The sequence below is a fragment of the Streptomyces sp. NPDC020898 genome (genome assembly GCF_044333925.1).
Taxonomy (GTDB): domain Bacteria; phylum Actinomycetota; class Actinomycetes; order Streptomycetales; family Streptomycetaceae; genus Streptomyces.
Window position 1 is genome coordinate 216,963 of sequence record NZ_JBIRRV010000002.1, and the last position, 22,733, is coordinate 239,695.

The 22,733-nt window shown below is 70.1% G+C and carries 19 protein-coding genes; 7 read left to right on the plus strand and 12 right to left on the minus strand.

The genetic code is table 11. The features are described 5' to 3' along the window. Positions 1–55 precede the first annotated feature (55 nt). The 4 genes from ACH4TV_RS08870 to ACH4TV_RS08885 are packed head-to-tail and all read right to left on the minus strand — an operon-like array spanning position 56 to position 4,593. Positions 56–721 carry a GTP-binding protein gene (locus ACH4TV_RS08870; RefSeq protein ID WP_398395757.1) on the minus strand — a complete coding sequence of 222 codons (666 nt, stop codon included), beginning with the start codon at positions 719–721 and terminating at the stop codon, positions 56–58. Then, complete coding sequence (locus ACH4TV_RS08875; RefSeq protein ID WP_398395759.1) at positions 702–1,112, minus strand: DUF742 domain-containing protein; 411 nt, start codon at positions 1,110–1,112, stop codon at positions 702–704. The genes ACH4TV_RS08870 and ACH4TV_RS08875 overlap by 20 nt, the downstream gene beginning before the upstream one ends. After that, a complete protein-coding gene (locus tag ACH4TV_RS08880; protein WP_398395761.1) occupies positions 1,109–1,669 on the minus strand; it encodes a roadblock/LC7 domain-containing protein in 561 nt (186 codons plus the stop codon). Before ACH4TV_RS08880 ends, ACH4TV_RS08875 begins: the two co-directional genes overlap by 4 nt. After that, entirely contained in the window at positions 1,666–4,593 is a 2,928-nt protein-coding gene (locus ACH4TV_RS08885; RefSeq protein WP_398395763.1) for a nitrate- and nitrite sensing domain-containing protein, read from the minus strand. The genes ACH4TV_RS08880 and ACH4TV_RS08885 overlap by 4 nt, the downstream gene beginning before the upstream one ends. 440 nt (positions 4,594–5,033) lie before the next feature. Here ACH4TV_RS08885 and ACH4TV_RS08890 point away from each other — a divergent pair, with 440 nt between their 5' ends. Continuing rightward, positions 5,034–5,825, plus strand: a complete 792-nt coding sequence (locus tag ACH4TV_RS08890) for a hypothetical protein (protein WP_398395765.1) — start codon at positions 5,034–5,036, stop codon at positions 5,823–5,825. Between the two features lie 45 nt (positions 5,826–5,870). Here ACH4TV_RS08890 and ACH4TV_RS08895 read toward each other — a convergent pair whose 3' ends face one another. Together ACH4TV_RS08895 and lon are read right to left on the minus strand one after the other, a co-directional pair. Then, positions 5,871–6,368: a MarR family winged helix-turn-helix transcriptional regulator gene (locus ACH4TV_RS08895; protein WP_398395767.1), complete on the minus strand. Its 498-nt coding sequence runs from the start codon at positions 6,366–6,368 to the stop codon at positions 5,871–5,873. A 188-nt stretch (positions 6,369–6,556) separates the two neighbouring features. Beyond that, a complete protein-coding gene (gene lon / locus ACH4TV_RS08900) occupies positions 6,557–8,971 on the minus strand; it encodes an endopeptidase La (RefSeq protein WP_398395769.1) in 2,415 nt (804 codons plus the stop codon). Between the two features lie 178 nt (positions 8,972–9,149). On the opposite strand from lon, the gene ACH4TV_RS08905 reads away from it, so the two are divergent. Then, positions 9,150–9,806, plus strand: coding sequence for a GNAT family N-acetyltransferase (locus ACH4TV_RS08905; RefSeq protein WP_398395771.1), 657 nt, complete (start codon positions 9,150–9,152; stop codon positions 9,804–9,806). On the opposite strand, the gene ACH4TV_RS08910 is transcribed toward ACH4TV_RS08905, so the two are convergent. From ACH4TV_RS08910 to ACH4TV_RS08930, 5 genes are all read right to left on the minus strand, one after another. Further along, positions 9,807–10,691, minus strand: a complete 885-nt coding sequence (locus tag ACH4TV_RS08910) for a hypothetical protein (protein ID WP_398395773.1) — start codon at positions 10,689–10,691, stop codon at positions 9,807–9,809. A gap of 422 nt (positions 10,692–11,113) precedes the next feature. After that, positions 11,114–11,839 (minus strand): hypothetical protein, encoded by a 726-nt coding sequence (locus tag ACH4TV_RS08915; protein ID WP_398395775.1) that lies wholly within the window; start codon positions 11,837–11,839, stop codon positions 11,114–11,116. A 126-nt stretch (positions 11,840–11,965) separates the two neighbouring features. Next, positions 11,966–12,745, minus strand: a complete 780-nt coding sequence (locus tag ACH4TV_RS08920; RefSeq protein ID WP_398395777.1) for a rhomboid-like protein — start codon at positions 12,743–12,745, stop codon at positions 11,966–11,968. 116 nt (positions 12,746–12,861) lie between these two features. Continuing rightward, on the minus strand, positions 12,862–13,410 hold the full coding sequence (locus tag ACH4TV_RS08925; protein WP_398395779.1) for a GNAT family N-acetyltransferase: 549 nt from the start codon (positions 13,408–13,410) through the stop codon (positions 12,862–12,864). After that, the gene (locus tag ACH4TV_RS08930) at positions 13,407–14,633 is read right to left on the minus strand and encodes a transcriptional regulator (protein WP_398395781.1); all 1,227 of its coding nucleotides are present in this window, start codon (positions 14,631–14,633) and stop codon (positions 13,407–13,409) included. Before ACH4TV_RS08930 ends, ACH4TV_RS08925 begins: the two co-directional genes overlap by 4 nt. A 139-nt stretch (positions 14,634–14,772) precedes the next feature. On the opposite strand from ACH4TV_RS08930, the gene ACH4TV_RS08935 reads away from it, so the two are divergent. Further along, positions 14,773–15,348, plus strand: a complete 576-nt coding sequence (locus ACH4TV_RS08935) for a hypothetical protein (protein WP_398395783.1) — start codon at positions 14,773–14,775, stop codon at positions 15,346–15,348. A gap of 47 nt (positions 15,349–15,395) precedes the next feature. Here the strand turns inward: ACH4TV_RS08935 and ACH4TV_RS08940 are convergent, their stop codons facing one another. After that, positions 15,396–15,695: a hypothetical protein gene (locus ACH4TV_RS08940; RefSeq protein ID WP_398395785.1), complete on the minus strand. Its 300-nt coding sequence runs from the start codon at positions 15,693–15,695 to the stop codon at positions 15,396–15,398. A 179-nt stretch (positions 15,696–15,874) separates the two neighbouring features. Between ACH4TV_RS08940 and ACH4TV_RS08945 the strand changes: the two genes are divergently transcribed. The 4 genes from ACH4TV_RS08945 (at position 15,875) to ACH4TV_RS08960 (ending at position 22,680) form a co-directional block, all read left to right on the plus strand. Continuing rightward, entirely contained in the window at positions 15,875–16,582 is a 708-nt protein-coding gene (locus ACH4TV_RS08945; RefSeq protein WP_398396555.1) for a spermidine synthase, read from the plus strand. A gap of 144 nt (positions 16,583–16,726) precedes the next feature. Further along, complete coding sequence (locus ACH4TV_RS08950; protein ID WP_398395786.1) at positions 16,727–17,464, plus strand: response regulator transcription factor; 738 nt, start codon at positions 16,727–16,729, stop codon at positions 17,462–17,464. Then, entirely contained in the window at positions 17,461–18,570 is a 1,110-nt protein-coding gene (locus ACH4TV_RS08955) for an ATP-binding protein (protein WP_398395788.1), read from the plus strand. Before ACH4TV_RS08950 ends, ACH4TV_RS08955 begins: the two co-directional genes overlap by 4 nt. Positions 18,571–18,873: 303 nt before the next feature. After that, positions 18,874–22,680, plus strand: a complete 3,807-nt coding sequence (locus ACH4TV_RS08960) for a multifunctional oxoglutarate decarboxylase/oxoglutarate dehydrogenase thiamine pyrophosphate-binding subunit/dihydrolipoyllysine-residue succinyltransferase subunit (RefSeq protein WP_398395790.1) — start codon at positions 18,874–18,876, stop codon at positions 22,678–22,680. Positions 22,681–22,733 lie beyond the last annotated feature (53 nt).

Genomic DNA, 22,733 nt, shown 5'->3' on the forward strand with positions numbered 1-22,733 from the left:
GCTCTCTCCCCTTGTCGCAGTGCTGTGCCGCAGTGCTGTGTCTCAGTACTCGGGACTACTCGGGACTGACGTCCAGCGCGTGCCCCACCAGGGCGAGCAGGGTCTCGATCACTGGGAGGCGGCGCCGCGCATCCATGATCATGACAGGTATGTGCGCGGGCACGGTGAGTGCCTCCCGCACGTCCGCCGCGTCGAACTCCGCGCTGCCGTCGAAGTGGTTGACGGCCACGACGTACGGCAGCCCACAGCTCTCGAAGTAGTCGAGCGCCGGGAAGCACTCCTTCAGCCGCCGGGTGTCGGCCAGCACGACCGCGCCGATCGCGCCGCGCACCAGGTCGTCCCACATGAACCAGAACCGCTGCTGGCCCGGCGTACCGAAGAGGTAGAGCACCAGGTCGTCGTCGAGCGTGACGCGGCCGTAGTCCATGGCCACGGTGGTCGTCTGCTTGTCCGGGGTCGCGGTGAGGTCGTCGGTGCCTTCGCTCGCCTCGGTCATCAGCGCCTCCGTCTGGAGGGGCTCGATCTCCGAGATCGTGCCGACCATCGTGGTCTTGCCGACGCCGAAGCCGCCCGCGATCACGATCTTCGTGGCGATCGGCGCACGGGTACGGTCCTCCTGCCACGGCCGCAACTCCTCGTCCTGCAAAGGCTGTTGGCCTTCCGGCGGAAGGTGGAGAAGCGGGGAGACACCACGGGCGACGTCAGAGACGACGGAGTCCACTCAGCACCCTTTCCAGCAGCGCGCGGTCCGGCTGGCCCGGCCCGTGACCGGTTCCGTACACACGGATCTTTCCCTGGTCCGCGAGGTCGCTGAGGAGCACGCGGACCACGCCCAGCGGCATCTTCAGCAGCGCGGCGATCTCGGCCACCGTACGCATACGGCGGCACAGTTCGACGATGGCCCGCAGCTCCGGCATGACCCGGGTGTTGAGGGAACCATTCTGCAACTCCCTGCGCTCCTCGGGCGCCTCGATCGCGGCGACGAACGTCTCGACAAGGAGGACGTGCCCGAAGCGGGTCCGGCCACCGGTGAGCGAGTACGGGCGTACCCGGGCCGGTTTGCGGTCGCCGCCCCGGACGGGAAGCCTGGGTGCGCCCTCGGTGCCGCTCACTTGGCGACCTCCGTGGACCGGCCCGGCACGGACCGGATCGCCATCGGGCCTGTCGGCGTGGGCCCGTTGTCCGTGTCCGTCGCCCCGCGTTCGATCGACTCCAGCAGCTCGCTGCGGAGTTCGGGCGTCAGGACATGTCCGGCGCGGCCCACGAAGAGCGCCATGTGGTACGCCACCACGTTCATGTCGCAGTCCGGGGAGCCGTGCGCACCGAGCAGCGAGCCGTCGCTGATCGACATCACGAAGAGACTGCCGTCCTCCATGGCGACCATCGTCTGCTTGACTCCGCCGTAGTCCATCAGCTTGGCGGCGCCGATGGTGAGGCTGCCGATGCCGGAGACGATGGTGGCGAGGTCGGCGGCGGAGCCTCTGGGGCCGGTCGGCTGGTCAGGCCGACGTTCCGCGTTCCTGCCTGGGTCGGACGAGAGCAGGAGCAGCCCGTCCGAGGAGACCACCGCGACCGACGTGAGTCCCGGCACCTCCTCGACGAGATTGCTCAGCAGCCAGTGCAGGTTGCGGGCTTCACTACTCAGGCCGAAGGTACTGGGCGCGGTCAACTGCTTGCCTCCTCGACAGTTCCCCCCGTGGCTTCTTCGGCATGCGGCGGCTGTGCCGTACGTGCCGGTTGTTCCGTGTGCGCCGACTGGTCCGTCTGCTCCGCGATCTCGGCCTCCACGTCACGGCGGCCGTCGCGTGCACCCCGGTGGAACCCGCCGAGCCGGCGGCGCAGTGCCTCGGCGTCCACGGATCCGATACGGGGTCTCGGCGGGGCCACGGGCGCGGTGATCCTCGGGGTGCGCTTGGGCAGCCCCTTGTCGGTGACCGGGTCCTCCTGGTCGAGGACCGGGTCGGTGACGCGCTCGTGCGTGTCGGGCCCGATGGCGTACGGGTCCGAGGCGGTGGTCCCGGTCGCGGATACGGGGTCGGGGTCGGTGTCGGGAGCCGTGGGGACGGTCGGCTCGGCTGAGTCCTCGGCCGGGGGTTCCGGCACGAGCAGTTCCATGGTGATCTCGGACGCGGGGAGGGGCGCGGGGTCGGACTCCGGCACCGACGGCTCGTCCGCCACGTCCGTTTCGGTCCCGGCATCGGCCTCGGCGTCGCGTACGGCCTGCTCCGCCAGGGTGATCATCAGGTCCGGTGCGTCGAGCGCGAGCGGCGAGTCGTCCGGGGCGCCGTCCGCGTCATCGGGGTCATCGGGGTCACTGGGGCCGTCGAGGCCGTCGGGCACCTCGGCCTCTTCGACCTCTTCTGCCTCCGAACGCCCTTGCAGCACATTGGAGTTGACCTCGGCGTCGGCGCCCGGGAAGGACAGCCCCGAGCCACCGAGCGTCGATCCGGCCGACGGCGGTACGGCGACGGGGTCCGGGGCCAGCAGCGCCTTCGGCAGCACGACGACCGCCGCGACACCGCCCTGCTTCTGCTCCCGCAACTGCACGCGCACACCGTGCCGGTGGGCGAGCCGCGCCACGACGTACAGCCCGAGGCCGATCCCGTCGCCGTCCTCCTCCGTACCGTCAGCCGTCTCGTACGGGGCGTCCGGATCGAAGTCGGCGAGGCGGGAGTTGAGGCGGACCAGGCGGTCGGCGGTCATGCCGATGCCCTCGTCCTGGACGGAGAGCATGACGTCGCCGCTCTCCAGCAGCCAGCCGGAGATCTCCACGGGCAGCTCGGGCGGGGTGAACGAGGTGGCGTTCTCCAGGAGTTCGGCCAGCAGATGGCTGACGTCGTCGGCGGCGAACCCGGCGAGATGCGCGTGCGGCGGCAGCGCGGCGATGCGCACCCGCTCGTACCGCTCGATCTCGCTCACGGCGGCGCGGACGACATCGACGAGCGGGACGGGACCCGCGTGCTGCTGGCCGTGTTCGGCGCCGGCGAGGACGAGGAGGTTCTCGTTGTGCCGGCGCATCACCGTGGCGAAGTGGTCGAGCTTGAAGAGGGTGGCGAGCCGGTCCGGGTCCTGCTCGCGCTCCTCCAGGCCCTCGATGACGGCGAGTTGGCGCTCGACGAGGCCGAGGGTGCGCAGCGCGAGGTTCACGAAGGTGCCGTGGATGCTGTCGCGGGTACGCGTCAATTGGGTGGCGGCGTCGGCGAGTTGGCCGCGCAGTTCCTCGCGGGCGTCGGCCATCTTCTGGCGCTGGCCGACCAGGTGCTTGCGGTCGGACTCCAGGGTGGCGATGCGCTCGTGGACGGCGAGGGCGCGGGCGTGCAGGGCGTTGACGGAGCGGACGACCTGGGCGAACTCGTCGTTGCGGCCGGTGAACTTGACCGGGGCCTCGGCCAACGGGTCGGCGGCCTCGGCCAGTCGGGCGGTGCCGCGGCGCAGTACGGAGAGCGGGCGGGTGAGGCTGCGCGCCATGGCGGTGGCGATACCGGTGGCGACCAGCAGGAGCGCGCCGAGGGCGGCGATCCGGATCTCCAGCTCGGTGACGTCGTCGTCGCGGAGCTTGATGAGGGCCTTGGTGCGGCGGTCGTAGAGGGAGGACTCGACGCCGCGCATCAGCTCGACGCGGGCGGAGAGGGCCGCGTCCACACCGCTGAGGCTGGTGGAGAGCTCGCTCGTGGACAGCGCGGGCTGGTCGGTGAGCGCGGCGAGGTACTTGTCGGCGGCGTCGGCCTCGGGTCCGGTGACCGTCGAGTCGTAGCTGCCGACGGCGGTCTCGGGCGCCGTCTCGCGGAAGTCGGTGATCGCCGCGTCCGAGCGCAGGCGGGCCTGCTGGGCGGCGGCGGTGAGCGCGCTGCGCGTCCTGGTGTCGGCCGGCGAGGAGACGGTCTGCTCGGACGACAGACCGGTGACCTGGTCGTACACGGTCTCGGTGGAGGTCGGCACGCTCAGCGCGGCGAGGAGGAGGCCCCGGGCGGCGGCGGCCTGCTGGACGGCGGAGTCGAGTTCGGCGAGGGCGTACGCGCCGGAGCCCGCGCGGGGCGGCTGCTTCTCGGCCAGTTGGTCGGCGAGGCGGTGCAGCCCGGTGATCGCGGCGGAGTACGTCTCGTGCGCCTGGAGAGCGGTGCTCTGCCCGGTGAGCGCCGCTCTGCGCAGCACCGCGATGTCGTCGAGGTCGCCGCGCAGCGAGGCCGTGGTGTCGGGGTTCGCGCGCAACTCGTCGACCTGCCGGTCGACGCGGGCGCCGCGCTGTTCGGAGGGTGCCTTCGACTTGGGGCGGCCGGCGGCGATGAAGACGGTGACCTCGTCGCGTTCGTCGGCGAGCGAGTGGGCGAGGGTCAGGGCGTCCTGGGTCTGCGCGGCGAGCGTCACCAGGTCCTGGGAGTCGTGGAGTTGGCCGGAGGCGGCGATGACCGACGGAGCGCCGGCCCCGACGATCGCGGCGGCCACGACAGCGACGGCCACGATGAGCCGGTTGCGGACGTGGGCGGGGCGTCCCCGGCCCGCGGGGTCGGTCGTCGCGTCGCCGGTAGCGCTCCCTGCGGGAGCTGTCTGCCTGCCTGTGCGCCGAGGCCGCGTCTTCTGCACCGGTGCTCGCATTCCTGACTCGTGTGCCCATGGGCCCGGGTGACGTTCCGTCCGGACCCTGATGACGTTCCGTCAACTGGCTGGCCGCCCGGATGGTTCTGGCCTGTCGCTCACCCGGTACGGTTCCGGTTCCCCGGCACGGTCCGGCTCCCGACCCTCCCATGCCGGTCGGCGGGGAGCGCTTGTCACCTGACCCGCCACTCAAAGGAGTGAACATCAAGGAGTCAACATCGGAGGGGAGTTGGCGGGCAAGTTCCTGTGGCCTGTGCCCCCACCGTCTCCGGTGGGCCGGTTGGACGTGGGCGGCGGGCTTTGACATTATCCGCTGCCACGTCTTCACGGAGTAGATCATTCCGCCCCAAACCAGGCGTCTGACCAGCGGCTACACGCTGTTTCAGCAACCGTTGCCAGCCTTTTGAGAACCTTGTGAAGGGCTCGTGCAGACTGGCCGGATGCGCACTGAACTCGCCACGGAATCCGGTGACCGGGCCCGCCCCAACGAGGACTTCGCAGCGGTCGGACTTCCGGCCTCCGGACAGGGCGGTTCGCTCGTCCTCCTGGACGGGGTCACTCCCCCCAGGGCCGGAACGGGCTGTCTGCATTCCGTCCCCTGGTACACGGCCAGACTCGGCGGCGCACTGACCGAACTGTCGGTTTCGCAACGGGATATGCCTCTCCCTGACGTGCTGGCGGCGGCCATCTCACGTACCGCTGGGGCCCACGCACAAACCTGTGACCTTTCTCACCCCCGTACACCCCAGGCAACGGTGGTCCTCGCCCGCTGGTCCGAGGCCACCGTCGAGCACCTGGTCCTGTCCGACTCGGCCCTGCTGACCGAGTCCCCGGAGGGCACGATCACGGCCCACCTGGACGACCGCCTGGCCCTTCTCCCCCGCGCCTCCCTGGCCACGGACGCGATCGCCGACGCGACGGTCCGTAACAGGGAGGGCGGCTTCTTCACGGCGGCGGCCGATCCGTCGGTGGCGTCCCGTGCGGTGACGGGCACGCTCCCGCGCGCCGAGGTCCGCGCCCTGGCCGCCCTGACGGACGGCGCGACGCGCTGGGTGGAGAAGTTCGCCGAGGGCGACTGGAAGGCCTGCTTCACCACCGTACGCAAGGAGGGCCCGCAGGCACTCGTGGACCGCGTACGGGAGCTGGAACGGGCGGACGCGGAGAACGGAAGGGCGCTCCTGGGCCGCAGCAAGACCCATGACGACGCGACGGTGGTGTACGTGGAGCTGTAGAGCCCGCCGTCGATGAGCTGTTGCCGGATTGGCGGCGGCGAGGCCCTACTTCTCCATGCCGAGGTTCAGCTGATGCAGCAGCCGGGCCAGTTCGGCCACCTCGACGCGGTCCCACGCGGCCAGCTCACGCACGTATCGCTCCCGTCGCGCCTCCCGGACGGTACGGAAGCGGACGCGGCCCTCGTCCGTGAGGTGGACCAGCCAGGCACGGCCGTCCGCCGGGTCGGGCTCGCGGGCGATGAGGCCCAGCTGCTCCAGGGCGCGCAGCTGGCGGGACATGGTGGCCTTGCCGACGCCGATGTAGGCCGCGAGCTCGGTGGCCCGCTGGCGCCCGCACTCGTCCAACCGCACCAGCAGTCCGTACGCCGATGACTCCAGGTCGGGATGGACCTCGCGGGCCATCTCCCCGGAGTTGGCCCGGGCGCGCCGCAGGAACACCGTCAACTCGCGCTCCAGGGCCAGGAACTCCCGCTCCACGCCACGCCCGGCCACCGCGGACCCCCCGGCCTGCCCGTCGCCGTCGCCGTTCCCGTCCTCGTGCACTCAGCACCCCTGATCCGGTTTCGCCGTTCCTGAAATCTCCGCCGGGCACCGCCATCGCCGCAGCTCGGACAGTATTTCGCAGGCATGGCGCAACGGCGTCATCCAGGTCCACCTCCCGCCCGCGGGGTGGGCAGCGGAAGGCCCGGGCCCCTTTCGGGACCCGGGCCCTCACGGACCGGTCACGTCCGTCACGCCGCGACCGGAACCTCCGTCGCCGCACCGTTCGTCGCCGGGGTGAGCGCCAGTTCCAGGACCTGGCGGACGTCCGTGACCGCGTGGACGTCGAGCTTCTCCAGGACCTCGGCCGGGACGTCGTCCAGGTCGGCCTCGTTGCGCTTCGGGATGATCACCGTGGTGACACCGGCCCGGTGCGCGGCGAGCAGCTTCTGCTTGACGCCGCCGATGGGCAGCACCCGCCCGGTCAGCGAGACCTCGCCGGTCATGGCGACGTCCGTACGCACGAGCCGTCCGCTGAGCAGCGAGGCGAGGGCGGTCGTCATGGTGACGCCCGCACTCGGACCGTCCTTGGGCACGGCCCCCGCCGGGAAGTGGATGTGCACGCCCCGGTCCTTCAGGTCGCCCACGGGCAGCTCCAGTTCGGCGCCGTGCGAGCGCAGGAAGGAGAGCGCGATCTGCGCGGACTCCTTCATGACGTCGCCGAGTTGCCCGGTGAGGGTCAGTCCGGCGGCCCCGGTCTCCGGGTCGGCGAGCGACGCCTCGACGTAGAGGACGTCACCTCCGGCCCCGGTGACGGCGAGCCCGGTGGCGACACCGGGTACGGCCGTACGCCGCTCGGCCGGGTCCTGCGCGGCCTCGGGCACGTGATGGGGCCGCCCGATGAGGTCCCGCAGATCCGCCTCGGTGACGGTGAACGGCAGCTTCCGCTCCCCGAGTTCGTTCTGTGCGGCGACCTTGCGCAGCAGCCGCGCGATGGACCGCTCCAGGTTCCGGACCCCGGCCTCCCGCGTGTACTCCCCGGCGAGCTTGCGCAACGCGCTCTCGTCGAGGGCGACTTCGGCATCGTCCAGCCCGGCCCGCTCCAACTGCCGGGGCAGCAGGTGATCCCGCGCGATGACGACCTTCTCGTCCTCGGTGTACCCGTCCAGCCGGACGAGCTCCATCCGGTCGAGCAGCGCCTCCGGAATGGCGTCGAGCACGTTGGCGGTGGCGAGGAACACCACGTCGCTGAGGTCGAGTTCGACTTCGAGGTAGTGGTCGCGGAAGGTGTGGTTCTGCGCCGGGTCGAGGACTTCGAGCAGCGCGGCGGCGGGGTCACCGCGGAAGTCGGACCCGACCTTGTCGATCTCGTCGAGGAGAACGACGGGGTTCATGGACCCGGCTTCCTTGATGGCCCGCACGATCCGGCCGGGCAGCGCGCCGACATACGTACGCCGGTGGCCACGGATCTCGGCCTCGTCCCTGACCCCGCCGAGCGCGACCCGGACGAACTTCCGCCCCATGGCGTGCGCGACGGACTCCCCGAGGCTGGTCTTGCCGACCCCGGGCGGCCCGACGAGCGCGAGCACAGCACCGCCACGACGCCCGCCGACAACCCCCAGCCCGCGCTGGGCCCGCCGCTTGCGCACGGCGAGGTACTCGGTGATGCGCTCCTTCACGTCCTCCAGCCCGGCGTGCTCGGCGTCGAGCACTGCCTGGGCGCCCTGGATGTCGTACGAGTCCTCGGTCCGCTCGTTCCAGGGCAGTTCGAGCACGGTGTCGAGCCAGGTCCGGATCCACCCGCCCTCGGGCGACTGGTCGGAGGACCGCTCCAGCTTGTCGACCTCCTTGAGAGCGGCCTCGCGCACGTTCTCGGGCAGATCGGCGGCTTCGACACGGGCCCGGTAGTCGTCGGACTCCTCCCCGTCCTGCCCGCCGTCGAGTTCGCGCAGTTCCTTGCGTACGGCTTCCAGCTGGCGCTTCAGCAGGAACTCCCGCTGCTGCTTGTCGACGCCTTCCTGGACGTCCTTCGCGATGGTCTCGGCGACATCCTGCTCGGCGAGGTGGTCGCGCAGCTGCTGGGTGGCGAGCTTCAGCCGGGCCACCGGGTCGGCGGTCTCCAGCAGCTCCACCTTCTGGTCGGTGCTGAGGAAGGGCGAGTAACCGGAATTGTCGGCAAGGGCGGAGACATCGTCGATGGCCTGGACACGGTCGACGACCTGCCAGGCGGCGCGCTTGCGCAGCCAGGAGGTGGCAAGTGCCTTGTACTCCTTGACAAGTTCGGTGACGTGACCGGGCAGCGGGTCCGGGACGACCTCGTCGATCCGGGTCCCCTCGACCCACAGCGCGGCCCCCGGCCCGGTGGTCCCGGCGCCGATCCGCACGCGCCCCCGGGCCCGGATGAGAGCCCCCGGATCCCCGTCGGCCAGCCGGCCGACCTGCTCCACGGTGCCGACGACACCGGTACTCGGATATGCCCCGTCGATACGTGGCACCAGCAGAACCCTGGGCTTGCCGGTCTCGGTGCGGGCGGCGGCCTGAGCGGCCTCCACGGCAGCACGTACGTCGGCGTCGTTCAGGTCGAGCGGAACCACCATCCCGGGCAGCACGACCTCGTCGTCGAGCGGCAGCACGGGCAGTGTGAGCGGTGTGGACGTCGAAGCCATGATCTCCCCTTCGGCATTCAAGTTGAGCTATGCCGACTCAATGCTTGGGGGTGGTTGATTGTTCCCCGGGACGTGTTCGCCGTGAGCGATCACCTCTGTCACGACGACGAACGCCCGGCATACAGTCAGCAACGTAATACCCACTAGCCGCAAGCACTCATTACACAGGAGGTAGGTCATGGACGGACCCGTGCGGGCCTGGGTGGACGGCTGGGTCGTCTCGCGCGGGGCATCGCCGCCCCTGGTCGAGCCCTGGGGCTACACGATCGACGTGGGCACGGCGGAGCACGTCACCCGGCACGTCCTCGACGCGCTGAACGACGCCGTGGAGGAGCGGACCGTCCGGAAGGTCGCGGACGCGGTGACCGGCCCGGGCGTGTGGCTCAAGGTGTTCGCCGATCCGGCGACGGTCGGCAACTGGCTCGGCGAGGGCTGGTGGATCGACCCCGAGCCGGGCTACCTGATGACGCTCCCGTTGACGGCATCGGAGGCACCCTCACCCCCCGACGACTACCGCCTGCGCGTCTGGACCCGCGCCGGCGTCACCCGCGTGATGCTCGCGGCACCCGACGGCTCCTGGGCGGCCCGCGGCCAGATCGCCCCGACGGGCAGAACAGCGGTCGTCGACCAGGTGGAAACGTCCCCCGCACACCGCCGCCGAGGACTCGGCTCCTTCGTGATGCGCACGCTCACCCGAGAGGCCGCCGCCGAGGGCGCGGAGACCGGCGTACTGGCGGGCACTCCGGACGGCCGGGGGCTGTACGAGGCGCTGGGGTGGCGGGTGGAGGGGCTTCTGACGAGCGCGAAGTTCGTGGGGGCGGGCGTAGAGCGGTAATCAGTCCGGCTGTGTGTCCGGGCCGTCAAGTTCGGGCGCGTGCGGGCCTCCGAAGTCCGGGCTGCTGAAGTCCGGGCTGGAGTAGCTGGGGCGGTGGCCCGTTGAGGCGTTGTCGTCGGAGCTGCTGAAACCGGGCCGGTTGTAGCCGAGGTGAGGCATACGGCCGGTGGTGGGTTCCGGGGTCGGTTTGCGGCTGGCGGCCGACGAATCGGAGTGGGCGAGGGCCTCGCGGAGGAACGGCAGGATGCCGCGCTCCAGCAGGGCCTCGCGCCAGACTTCCCTGGCCTGAGCCACTTCCCCGGTCAGTTCGCCGTACGCCCCGGCCTCCTCCGCGTCCGGGCTGTTGCGCAGGGCGGTGAGCAGCAGGCCGACCGCGGCGACGAATATCGCTGCCGCGGTCACCGCACCGAACACCCATCCGGTGGTGAGCATGGTCTGGGCGAACGCCGGCTCAGGGTCGAGCATCCTGAGGATGTAGCCCACGAGCAGGAAGATCGCCGTGACTCCTCCGGCGAGAACCGGTGCCAGAACCGCGGCGACAGCCAAAGCGCCCGCCCCTGCCGTCCCGGTGTCCTCTCCCACAGTGGCGGCGAGAGCCGACGCGGCCCCGTCCCCCTCCTCCACGCCGTCTGATGACTCCGACCGCCGCGATTCGTCGCGTACGAAGACGTAGTGCCGGTACTCGGTCACCGCCGCAGCCGTGATGAGCCCGGTGGCGTTGAGCGCCATGGTCCGCAGTTGTTCGGGGTTCAGCCGCTGACCGACGGCGGCCAGTTCCGGGCGGTGCGGTGCGGAGCGCAGCGCCTCATCGAGAAGGCGCTCGTACTCGGAACGGTCCTCGCGCAGCAGGAACGAGGGTTTGGGGCCTCCGCGCGCATCGGCCAACTGTGCGATGTTCCGGCTCCGCCGGTGTTCCGGCTCAGAGCCGGGACTGTCTGTGCGTGGCACCCGCGCGACACGGAAACCGTCGGTCGCCCCGGACGCATTCTCAGTCTCGGCAGGCACAGGCGGATGCTCAACGCCGGTTCGCACCGATGCCCACTTGGCCTCTACGGCCGCGTCGGTCACCCGCTGCTCGATGTCGGCGGCGGACACAACCGTCTGCTGCGCGCCCGACGCGGACTCCGCCGCAACCGTCTCCGGCAGCCGCGACGCGACCCGCCGCGTGCTCACGCCCAGCACGGCGGCCAGCACCCGACGCCCAAAGGAAGGTTGGCGCTCCCCGACCGAGACCGCCGGTCGGCTCGTTCGGTGTTCGGAACCCAGTACCGCCGCAGCGATACGCCGGCTCACGGAGGGTCGTGTGCTCACGGCGTCCCCTCCTCACCAACGGCCGGACCGTGCGACAACCGTGGCGCACTCTGCCCACCACGTCCACGGCCCGGAGGCAACCCGTTCGACTGGGGCTCCAAGTCATCGGCACCCGGCGGAGATCCGGTTTCCCGTACGCCCGCGACCGCCTCGGTTGCCGCCGGAACAGCCCGGGACAGCCCATGCCCGGCGGCCTCCGACTGTCGGGCGACCGGCACTGCCTGCGCGCCCCTACCGTCCTCACCAGTGCGCGGACCGACCCCGGCGACGTACGAACCCGTGTCGACAGCAGGCGGTCCCGGTTCGCCGCTCGACGCGGGCACCCGCGCCGCACCGGTCTCCTCGCCGCTCCCGCTTCCATCGCCGGCCTCCGCCCCCACCCCACCGGTCACCGCATCGTTCACTGCGTTGACGCGCCCCAGCTGAGTAAGAATCACCGGCGCCGAAAGTCCCACCACAACCGCGGCGTACGCACCGCTGATCTGCCCGGTCGTACCGAGCAGCACCGCCGCCCCGGCTCCCAGCAGGCTGTGCACACCTGCCGCGACGCAATCCACCGCTGGATCGAAGTACGTCTGGAACCTGGGTGGCTCGCCCTCCAGTCCCGGCGGCAGGCGCCGATGAACCCGGCGTTCCGACTGCCATTCCTGGAACCGGACGTAAGCGTCGAGGACCCCGCGCAGCGCGCCGCCCACCGCTCCCAGCAGGATCAGCGTCGGCACGTCCACGTTTCCCCCGGTGGTACGGACGGCTGGGCCCCTCGTTCCGGAACCCACGCCACGAGCGTAGGGCTCGGTACAGGCTCCGAGGAAGACGCCAAAACCAATCCCGCGATGCCCTGGCCGCCTCTAGACCGGCCTCCGCCTCCGAAGCCAAGGCCACGTGGCGACCCCGATGGCCAGCGCCATCACATGCCCCCAGTTGGTCATCGGATCGGTGTACGCGACGAGGTCCTCCACCAGCATCCCGCCGAACACCACCAGCACCGGCCACCCCAGCCAGGGCCTCAACACCCCCGCCAACGCCCCCACACTCGCCGCGACCCCGAAGCTGATCCCGTAGTCGAGCCGATGCAACGAACTCTCGGGCAGCCACCCCGCCAGCACCGCGAGCCCCACCGGCACCTCGGTCGCGAGAGTGGCCAGCACATGCCCTAGCGCGAACACTCCGGCGGTACGCAGCCCCCCGATCCGCCGCTCCAGCGCGGTGAGGACGAGCAGGAACACGATGGCGTACGGCGATGTCACGCCTCCCACGACCCACAGCGCGCTGGTCACCAGCACTAGCACGGGCGTCCGTACGAGATGGGCGACGTCCGTGCTGGAGCCCTGGTGGAGGGTGTGCACGAGGGTCGGATCGGCGTGCGCGGCGATGGATGCGGTGACGAGGAGGACGGTGGCGTACGTGAAGGTGAACGGGGTTCCGGTGGGGGTGGGGAGGAGGCGCCAAGGGCGGAGGACCCGCCTGCTCGGGGCCGCGCCCCCAGGAGCCCCTGGTCGCACGGACACGGCCTCCACCGGCCCCCGCTGCCTCGGCATCCCGTCCAGCAGCCGCACGCCCTCCGCGACGGGCGCAGCCGGGCGCGCCGACACGTCCGTCACGTCACCCTTCGTATCGGCCCGTTCCACAGTGAGGCGCTCCTTCCGCTTCGCCCCACCCTTCGCCCTCCTGCCCGCCCCTGTCTGTGACCCGCGCCACCCGCCAGCCGATTCACAGCAAGCCGATAGGTCCCGCAAGGACTTGGTCAGCGGAGCGCGAGCACCATGGCGCACAGCTCGGGCGCACCTTCGAAGGGCACCGCCTCGCCGACCGTCTCGTAACCCCAGCTCGTGTACAGGGCACGTACCTTGTGGTGCTCCTTGTGGACGAGGAGCGTCGCCCGGTGTTCGGGCCTGGCCCTCACAAGGGCGTCGTGGATACGGGCGGAGGCGCCCGTGCCTCGCCATGGCCCACGGACCATCAGCTCGGACAGGGCGAACGTACGGCCCTCGGTCTCCACAGTGAAAGCCTCGGGAAGAGCCGGAGTCACCTTCGCCCACCACGTGGCCCCACCCGGTGTGAGAGGCGCTCCGTAGGCATAACCGACCGGCTGCTCCTGGTCGTAGGCGATGACGCACGCGAAGGACTCCTTCGCGGACCAGCCGTCGACGAACCTGGCGAACTCGTCCCGTGGGGCGAGGGGGTCATCGACGCCCTCGTACACCTCGTCGTGGACATCGAGGAGGAGTTCACGGATCGCGGGAGCCTCGGCATGGCCGTAGTGCCGCAGATCGAGTTCGGTGTGCGTGGTCATGGGTGTCCTCCCTGAGACTGTCCGGCCGCGATCACCTGGTCGAGACGGACGACGATGCGGCTGCTCGCGATACCGGCGCTCTGGACACCTGCAGCGGTGTCTGCGGCCCGCTGGGTGTCGCCCTGGGCAAGCTGAAGCTCGGCGAGAAGCGTCGTGTAGTAGGCGCGGTTCCGGGAGAAGCGGTCCGGGAGAAGACCGAGCGTCTGGCCGACCTGCTGCTCGGCACGGCGCAACTGCCCAGCGCTCTGGTGGGCGATGGCCCCGAGTCCGGACAGTTCTGCCGGGTTGAGGAAGGCGAGCCAACTCGGCGCTCCGGCAGGACTGGCGCGGTCGTACTCGCGTTCAGCCGCGGCGAGTTGGCGGCCCATGCCCTGCGGATCACCGGTCTGGGCCAGGCAGTCGGCGAGACGGGCGTGCAGTAACGCTGCGATGAGCGGCTGGCCGCGCAGGTGCCGTTCGGACAACGCGGCACGGTTGATGCGCGCGGCCTCTCCAGGGCGCCCGGCGTGTTCTGCCTGGGCGGCGAGATCGGACCAGGCCCGGGTGACAGCGACGGGGTCACGGGCCAGTAGCGCGGCCTGCAAGGCCTGGTTGCGTAACTGGGCGGCCCTCTCGTACTGGCCGCAGTCGTGAGCGGACCAGCCCGCACACGCAGCGACATCAGCCACCGCTCGGTGCATGGCCCGTTCGATGCGCTCGCCGTACGAGCAGTGGTCCAGGGCGTGATGCAGGCGCCGCAGGTAGTCGGTGGCGACGTCGACGAGCGCGCCGCCGCCGAGGCCGTTGAAGTGGGCGTCGAGCCGGGTGATCGTTGTCCGGACTCTGTCGATGTCGCTGGAACCGAGGCGGCCGTGTTGCGGTGTCTGGTGAGTTCCGAGCGCCGCCACAAGCGCCCCGGCGATGAAGGTACGCCGCTGCACGGGAGTCGACTCCTTGACGGGAGCCGATCGCACCGAAAGCGGTACAGGCCGCGAGGACTTGCGCGGCGTGAACCCCATGGTCTCCGGACTGCGCCCGAAGATCTCCTGGAGCGGCAGAAGGTAGCGCGACCACGGCCATTGCACCTCGCCCGCGATCCACCGGCGCACGTGTCGGTCGGTGCACTGAGTGGGCTCACCCAGCACCTCCGCAGCGACCCGGTTCACCTCGTCGGCGAGTTGCTGATGCGAGTAGCCGTACTCGGCGAGCAAGGCCTCAAGTCTGCCGTTCCGTTGCTTGCCCACGGTGTCCCCCTCGTACGCGCGCCCCTTCGACGGTAGCCCTACCGCCACCGCCTCTCCCGTAAAACTGTCCGGTCGGCTGCCGGTAACTGCCCCGGTTCCGTCCTGATGCCCGACAGGCGACTTCCGGTTCCCTCGGGTCATGAGCGAAAACCGCGCACTCAGGCCTGTCGAGACCGACCCGGAAGTGTTCGTACACACCCGCGCCGACCGGCAGTTGGCAACCGAACACTGGCTGCTCTCCGCGCACCCGACCCCCACCCGGGCGCGCCGGGAGTGGACCGATCACAAAATGGCCCTGCTGCCCCTGGGCATCCTCTTCTCCGCCGTCCGCATCCCCCAGTCCCTCGTCCTCGCCGTCGCCGTCGCCGGCCGGGCACCGCACGCGGAGGTGGACACGTTTCTCGCCGAGGCCCTGAACGACGGCCCGGTCATCTGCGATCCCCGAGGACACCGGTACTACGCACTCGTCCCCGGCAGCATGCCCGCGAAGTGGAGTGCGGCGGCGGAAGAGTGGTTGGGCCTGGGCGTCGGCTGTCTGGGCCGCGGGACATACCTGGGCGTTCCCCGGCTGGACGTGGAGGAGCTGGATCCCGAGGCCTGGATGTCCTACTGGTCGGTCCCCATTCCCTCGGCCGGCGATCTCTGCGCTCCGCTCACCGTCGCCCGCCTGCTGGCCGCCGGCAAGCACTGCCTGGCCGACCGGCCAGACCTCTAGGGGCGGCCGACGATCCGAATCACCCGATCACGACCAACGAGCCAAGGTCACATCGGCACCGGCGGCTGCGTTGTGTGCCCGGCGAGACAGAGCCTCAGGGCGCACCGGTCCTCGGCCTCGACGAACACCTGCTGACCCCAGTGGGCGCTGAGGCGGTGGGCGACGTCGACCAGGCGGCGGCGCTCCTCCGGCGAGTACGCGGGGAACCGGACCCAGCCCCGGTCTGCGATCTCGTTGCCGAGTTCACTGAACAGCACTGCCCGCGCACGCTGCTCCTCCTCGTCGGTCAGCGGCGTGGAACCGCCTTCCGCGGGCCGCCACCGGACGTTGTACAGGTCTCGGATCACTGATCGCTCGCAGGTCGCTCGGGTCTGTTCCCGGAGAGAGTACCGACACATGTCACCTGCGCTGCTTCGACGGCAACTCCTGCCCAGACCTCTCGCCAAACCTCTCCCCAGAGCCTCAACCAGCCGTTATTCACCTGGAGTTCATCCCACCGCCCTGCCAAAATGTCCCCATGCCCCACATGACCACCCTCTACAGCACCCCCGGAACCCCCGACGCCCCCGAAGTCCTGGACCGCCAACAGGGCCCGTACGGCGAAGTGGTCCTGCGGCGCCACGGGGAGTTACTCCAGATCATCGCCAACGGGTGCTTCCTGATGGACACTTCCGACGGTCGTTCCGAGCGTCTGCTCATCGACGTCGCGCTCGACGCCCTCGGCGCCGACACCCACGCCCCCCAAGCCCCCCACGTCCTCATCGGCGGTCTCGGCGTCGGCTTCTCCCTCGCGCATGCTGTCGCCGACGCCCGTTGGGGACGCGTCACCGTCGTCGAGCGGGAACCCGCGGTCATCGGATGGCACCGGGACGGGCCGCTCGCCCCATTTTCCTCCCACGCCCTCGCCGATCCCCGTACCGAGATCGTCGCAGCGGACCTCGTGAGGTACGTCAATGAGACCTGCGCCACATTTGACGCACTGTGTCTCGACATCGACAACGGGCCCGGCTGGACCGTCACGGAGGACAACGGGAGCCTGTACTCGCAGGCCGGACTGGCAAGCTGCGCAAGGGTGTTGAGGCCGGGCGGGGTGCTCGCCGTGTGGTCCGCGCAGCCCTCGCCGGAATTCGAGGGAACTCTACGGAATGCCGGGTTCCAGGGGGTGCGTACCGAAGAGGTACCCGTTGCCCGGGGAGTCCCCGACGTCGTCCACCTCGCCGTCAGACCTGGATAGCCCTCACGCGGTGACTGCCCGTACTCTGCTCCCCTGACGCCGATCACTGATCCGATCAGTGGGCGTCAATCGCAGTCATGCGCGGACAAGCGCAGCCAAGGAATCACCCCACTGATTCCGGAAAGCACACCTCAGGGGCGGGCGATGGAGCAGACACACACCTCCCAGAACGGCGCGACGGCGACTCCTGGCGCCCAGCGCCGGGTTCTCGTGGTCGAGGACGACCCGACGATCGTCGACGCCATCGCGGCCCGCCTGCGCGCCGAGGGATTCCTCGTGCAGACCGCGGGCGACGGGCCGGCCGCCGTCGACACCGCCGAGGCCTGGCAGCCTGACCTGCTGATCCTCGACATCATGCTGCCCGGCTTCGACGGGCTGGAAGTATGCAGGCGGGTGCAGGCCCAGCGGGCCGTTCCCGTACTGATGCTCACCGCGCGCGACGACGAGACCGACATGCTGGTCGGGCTCGGTGTCGGCGCCGACGACTACATGACGAAGCCCTTCTCCATGCGTGAGCTGGCCGCGCGGGTGCATGTGCTGCTGCGACGGGTCGAGCGGGCCGCCATCGCCGCGTCGACGCCGCGCTCCGGCATCCTGCGCCTCGGCGAGCTGGAGATCGACCACGCACAGCGACGGGTTCGGGTGCGCACCGAGGACGTACATCTCACGCCCACCGAGTTCGACCTCCTGGTCTGCCTGGCCAACACCCCGCGGGCCGTCCTCTCGCGCGAGCAGCTGCTCGCCGAGGTGTGGGACTGGGCGGACGCCTCCGGTACCCGGACCGTCGACAGCCACATCAAGGCGCTGCGCCGGAAGATCGGCGCCGAGCGGATCCGTACGGTGCACGGGGTCGGGTACGCGCTGGAGACACCGACGCCATGAACCGGGGGCGGCCGGCCGCACGGAGGAGCCCCGGGGAGTCCTGGGGCGGCGTACGCCCGTTCTCGATCAAGACGAAGCTGGGTGCGCTGGTCGTCGTCTCGGTGCTGATCACCACCGGTCTTTCCATGATCGCGGTGCACACCAAGACCGAGCTCCGCTTCATCACGGTCTTCTCGATGATCGCCACACTGTTGATAACGCAGTTCGTGGCCCATTCGCTCACCGCGCCGCTGGACGACATGAACGCGGTGGCCCGTTCCATATCGCACGGCGACTACACGCGCCGGGTCCGCGAGAACCGCTGGGACGAGCTCGGGGACCTGGCCCAGACGATCAACGTCATGGCCGACGAGCTGGAGGCCCAGGACCGCCAGCGCAAGGAGCTGGTGGCGAACGTCTCGCACGAGCTGCGCACCCCCATCGCGGGCCTGCGCGCCGTGCTGGAGAACGTCGTCGACGGCGTCTCGGCCGCCGACCCGGAGACCATGCGTACGGCGCTCAAGCAGACCGAGCGGCTCGGGCGGCTGGTGGAGACCCTGCTGGATCTCTCCCGGCTCGACAACGGGGTCGTACCGCTGCGCACGCGCCGGTTCGAGGTCTGGCCGTATCTCTCCGGCGTCCTCAAGGAGGCCAACATGCTCGCCGCCACCCGCGCGGGCATCGCGTCGGGCTCCGGCGGTCACACCCGTAACGACGTCCATCTGCACCTCGACGTCAATCCGCCCGAGCTGATCGCGCACGCCGACCCGGAGCGCCTCCATCAGGTCGTCGCCAACCTGATCGACAACGCGGTCAAGCACAGCCCCGCGCACGGCCGGGTCACGGTCAAGGCGCGGCGCGGGCAGCTGGCGGAGTCGCTGGAGCTGGAGATCCTGGACGAGGGTCCCGGCATTCCGCGCTCGGAGTGGCACCGGGTCTTCGAGCGGTTCAACCGCGGCGGCGTCAGCTCGCCGCACGGCCCGGGCAGCGACGGCGGTACGGGACTGGGGCTGGCGATCGCCCGCTGGGCGGTGGATCTGCACGGCGGCCGAATCGGTGTGGCCGAATCCGAGCGGGGTTGCCGGATTTTGGTCACCCTTCCGGGAGAGTCATCCGTCCCAAGTTGACGTAAAGTTCGAAGCGGAGCCACAAGATCCACCTGACGTCCGCGCTGACGGACGCGCGTGGACACGTGTGATTGGTCACAGGCCCGCGCAATTGGTGCGCCCGGTCGACAATCAGCCCATCCCCCGCGTGTCCCTTTCGGACCGGAACCTCGCTTGTTTCCCGCCATTTCACCCCCCGAAACCCGCTTCTTGATGTGACTTACGCGACGATGAACGGACCCGGACTGACCTTTCGGCCACGGGGGCGTAGCCTTAATTCCCGCTGTCCATCACCTTGTGAAGCGGAAGAGGGCGGTTGCCGCCGTGTCGTCACAGTCCCCCAGTAACTCATCGAGCATCTCGACCGACGAAGGCGCAGGGAAGAACCCTGCGGCCGCGTTCGGACCCAATGAGTGGCTCGTCGACGAGATCTATCAGCAGTACCTCCAGGACCCGAACTCCGTAGACCGTGCCTGGTGGGACTTCTTCGCCGACTACAAGCCCGGGGCGCCCGCCGCTCCTACGGCTGCGGCGGGTACTACGGCCGCGGGGGCCGCAGCTACCACCATCACGACGGCTCAGGCGGCGCCCGCCGCCCCGGCTCCGGCTCCGGCCGCTCCCGTGGCTCCGGCGGTTCCCGCGCCGGCCCCGGCGGCGCCCAGGCCCGCCGCGGCGGCCCCGGCTGCCGCTCCGGCTGCGAAGCCCGCACCGGCGCCCGCCGCCGCCAAGCCGCAGCAGGCCGCTCCCGCGCCCCAGGCCGCAGGTGGCCCGGAGTTCGTGACGCTGCGCGGTCCGTCCGCGGCCGTGGTGAAGAACATGAACGCCTCGATCGAGGTGCCCACGGCCACGTCTGTGCGCGCGGTCCCGGTGAAGCTGCTCTTCGACAACCGCATCGTCATCAACAACCACCTGAAGCGTGCCCGGGGCGGGAAGATCTCCTTCACCCACCTCATCGGCTACGCGATGGTGCAGGCCATCAAGGCCATGCCGTCGATGAACTACTCCTACGCGGAGAAGGACGGCAAGCCGACCCTCGTCAAGCCGGCGCACGTCAACTTCGGTCTGGCCATCGACCTGGTGAAGCCCAACGGCGACCGCCAGCTCGTCGTGGCCGGCATCAAGAAGGCCGAGACGCTGAACTTCTTCGAGTTCTGGCAGGCCTACGAGGACATCGTCCGCCGCGCCCGCGACGGCAAGCTGACGATGGACGACTTCACCGGTGTCACGGTCTCCCTGACCAACCCCGGCGGCCTCGGCACCGTCCACTCGGTCCCGCGTCTGATGCCCGGTCAGTCGGTCATCATGGGCGTCGGTTCCATGGACTACCCGGCGGAGTTCCAGGGCACGTCCCAGGACACCCTGAACAAGCTCGGCATCGCCAAGGTCATGACGCTCACGTCGACCTACGACCACCGGGTCATCCAGGGCGCCGCCTCCGGCGAGTTCCTGCGGGTCGTCGCGAACTACCTCCTCGGCGAGAACGGCTTCTACGACGAGATCTTCGAGGCGCTGCGCATCCCCTACGAGCCGGTCCGCTGGCTCAAGGACATCGACGCCTCGCACGACGACGACGTCACGAAGGCCGCCCGCGTCTTCGAGCTGATCCACTCCTACCGGGTCCGCGGCCACGTCATGGCCGACACCGACCCGCTGGAGTACCGCCAGCGCAAGCACCCCGACCTGGACATCACCGAGCACGGGCTCACCCTCTGGGACCTGGAGCGCGAGTTCGCGGTCGGCGGTTTCGCGGGCAAGTCCCTGATGAAGCTGCGCGACATCCTCGGCGTGCTGCGCGACTCGTACTGCCGCACCACCGGCGTCGAGTTCATGCACATCCAGGACCCGAAGCAGCGCAAGTGGATCCAGGACCGCATCGAGCGCGCGCACTCCAAGCCGGAGCGCGAGGAGCAGCTGCGCATCCTGCGCCGGCTGAACGCGGCGGAGGCCTTCGAGACCTTCCTGCAGACGAAGTACGTCGGCCAGAAGCGCTTCTCGCTGGAAGGCGGCGAGTCCGTCATCCCGCTGCTGGACGCGGTCATCGACTCGGCGGCCGAGTCGCGCCTCGACGAGGTCGTCATCGGCATGGCCCACCGTGGCCGGCTGAACGTGCTCGCGAACATCGTCGGCAAGTCGTACGCCCAGATCTTCCGGGAGTTCGAGGGCAACCTCGACCCGAAGTCGATGCACGGCTCCGGCGACGTGAAGTACCACCTGGGCGCCCAGGGCGTGTTCACGGGCCTGGACGGCGAGCAGATCAACGTCTCGCTGGCCGCCAACCCGTCCCACCTGGAGACGGTCGACCCGATCATCGAGGGCATCAGCCGCGCCAAGCAGGACATCATCAACAAGGGCGGCACGGACTTCACGGTCCTGCCGGTCGCCCTGCACGGTGACGCGGCCTTCGCGGGCCAGGGCGTCGTGGCCGAGACGCTCAACATGTCGCAGCTGCGCGGCTACCGCACCGGCGGCACGGTCCACATCGTCATCAACAACCAGGTCGGCTTCACCGCCGCCCCGGAGTCGTCGCGCTCGTCGATGTACGCGACGGACGTGGCGAGGATGATCGAGGCACCGATCTTCCACGTGAACGGCGACGACCCCGAGGCCGTCGTCCGCGTCGCTCGCCTGGCCTTCGAGTTCCGCCAGGCGTTCAACAAGGACGTCGTCATCGACCTCATCTGCTACCGCCGCCGCGGTCACAACGAGTCCGACAACCCGGCGTTCACGCAGCCCCTGATGTACGACCTGATCGACAAGAAGCGCTCGGTGCGCAAGCTCTACACCGAGTCCCTCATCGGTCGCGGCGACATCACTCTTGAGGAGGCCGAGCAGGCGCTCCAGGACTTCCAGGGCCAGCTGGAGAAGGTCTTCACGGAGGTCCGCGAGGCCGTCGCGCAGGCGCCCGAGGCTCATGTCCCGGACGTCCAGGCCGAGTTCCCGGTGGCCGTGCAGACCGCGATCTCCCAGGAGGTCGTCAAGCGCATCGCCGAGTCCCAGGTCAACATCCCCGACCACGTCACCGTCCACCCGCGGCTGCTTCCGCAGCTGCAGCGCCGGGCGGCGATGATCGAGGACGGCACGATCGACTGGGGTATGGGCGAGACCCTCGCCATCGGCTCGCTGCTCCTGGAGGGCACCCCGGTGCGCCTCTCGGGTCAGGACTCGCGACGCGGCACGTTCGGCCAGCGCCACGCGGTGCTGATCGACCGGGTCACGGGCGAGGACTACACCCCGCTCCAGTACCTCTCGGACGACCAGGCGCGCTACAACGTCTACGACTCGCTGCTCTCCGAGTACGCGGTCATGGGCTTCGAGTACGGCTACTCGCTGGCCCGTCCCGAGTCCCTGGTGATGTGGGAGGCGCAGTTCGGCGACTTCGTCAACGGCGCGCAGACGGTCGTGGACGAGTACATCTCGGCGGCGGAACAGAAGTGGGGCCAGACGTCCGGCGTCACCCTGCTCCTCCCTCACGGCTACGAGGGCCAGGGCCCGGACCACTCGTCCGCGCGCATCGAGCGGTTCCTCCAGCTGTGCGCCCAGAACAACATGACGGTCGCGCAGCCGACGCTCCCGTCGAACTACTTCCACCTCCTGCGGTGGCAGGTGCACAACCCGCACCACAAGCCGCTGGTGGTCTTCACCCCGAAGTCGATGCTGCGCCTCAAGGCGGCGGCCTCGAAGGCGGAGGAGTTCACGACGGGTGCCTTCCGCCCGGTCATCGGCGACGAGTCCGTGCAGGCGGCCGACGTCCGCAGGGTCGTCTTCTGCGCCGGCAAGCTGTACTACGACCTTGAGGCCGAGCGGAAGAAGCGCGGCAACACGGACACGGCGATCATCCGCATCGAGCGCCTGTACCCGCTCCCGGGTGCGGAACTCCAGGCGGAGATCGCCAAGTACCCGAACGCCGAGAAGTACCTGTGGGCGCAGGAGGAGCCGGCGAACCAGGGCGCGTGGCCCTTCATCGCCCTCAACCTGATCGACCACCTGGACCTCGCGGTCGGCGCGGACATCCCGCACGGCGAGCGCCTGCGGCGCATCTCCCGTCCGGCGGGCTCCTCCCCGGCGGTCGGTTCGGCGAAGCGTCACCAGGCGGAGCAGGAGCAGCTGGTGCGTGAGGTGTTCGACGCGTAAGCCTCTGGCAGTACGGCAAGGGCCCGGCACCGGAGAGATCCGGCGCCGGGCCC

Excerpts from the sequence above, each read along its gene's own strand:
- ACH4TV_RS08885 (WP_398395763.1), bottom strand. The coding sequence starts at position 4,593 with ATGCGAGCACCGGTGCAGAAGACGCGGCCTCGGCGCACAGGCAGGCAG.
- ACH4TV_RS08925 (WP_398395779.1), bottom strand. The coding sequence starts at position 13,410 with ATGACCACGCACACCGAACTCGATCTGCGGCACTACGGCCATGCCGAG.
- ACH4TV_RS08955 (WP_398395788.1), top strand. The coding sequence starts at position 17,461 with ATGAACCGGGGGCGGCCGGCCGCACGGAGGAGCCCCGGGGAGTCCTGG.
- lon (WP_398395769.1), bottom strand. The coding sequence starts at position 8,971 with ATGGCTTCGACGTCCACACCGCTCACACTGCCCGTGCTGCCGCTCGAC.
- ACH4TV_RS08935 (WP_398395783.1), top strand. The coding sequence starts at position 14,773 with ATGAGCGAAAACCGCGCACTCAGGCCTGTCGAGACCGACCCGGAAGTG.
- ACH4TV_RS08950 (WP_398395786.1), top strand. The coding sequence starts at position 16,727 with ATGGAGCAGACACACACCTCCCAGAACGGCGCGACGGCGACTCCTGGC.
- ACH4TV_RS08890 (WP_398395765.1), top strand. The coding sequence starts at position 5,034 with ATGCGCACTGAACTCGCCACGGAATCCGGTGACCGGGCCCGCCCCAAC.
- ACH4TV_RS08945 (WP_398396555.1), top strand. The coding sequence starts at position 15,875 with ATGACCACCCTCTACAGCACCCCCGGAACCCCCGACGCCCCCGAAGTC.
- ACH4TV_RS08905 (WP_398395771.1), top strand. The coding sequence starts at position 9,150 with ATGGACGGACCCGTGCGGGCCTGGGTGGACGGCTGGGTCGTCTCGCGC.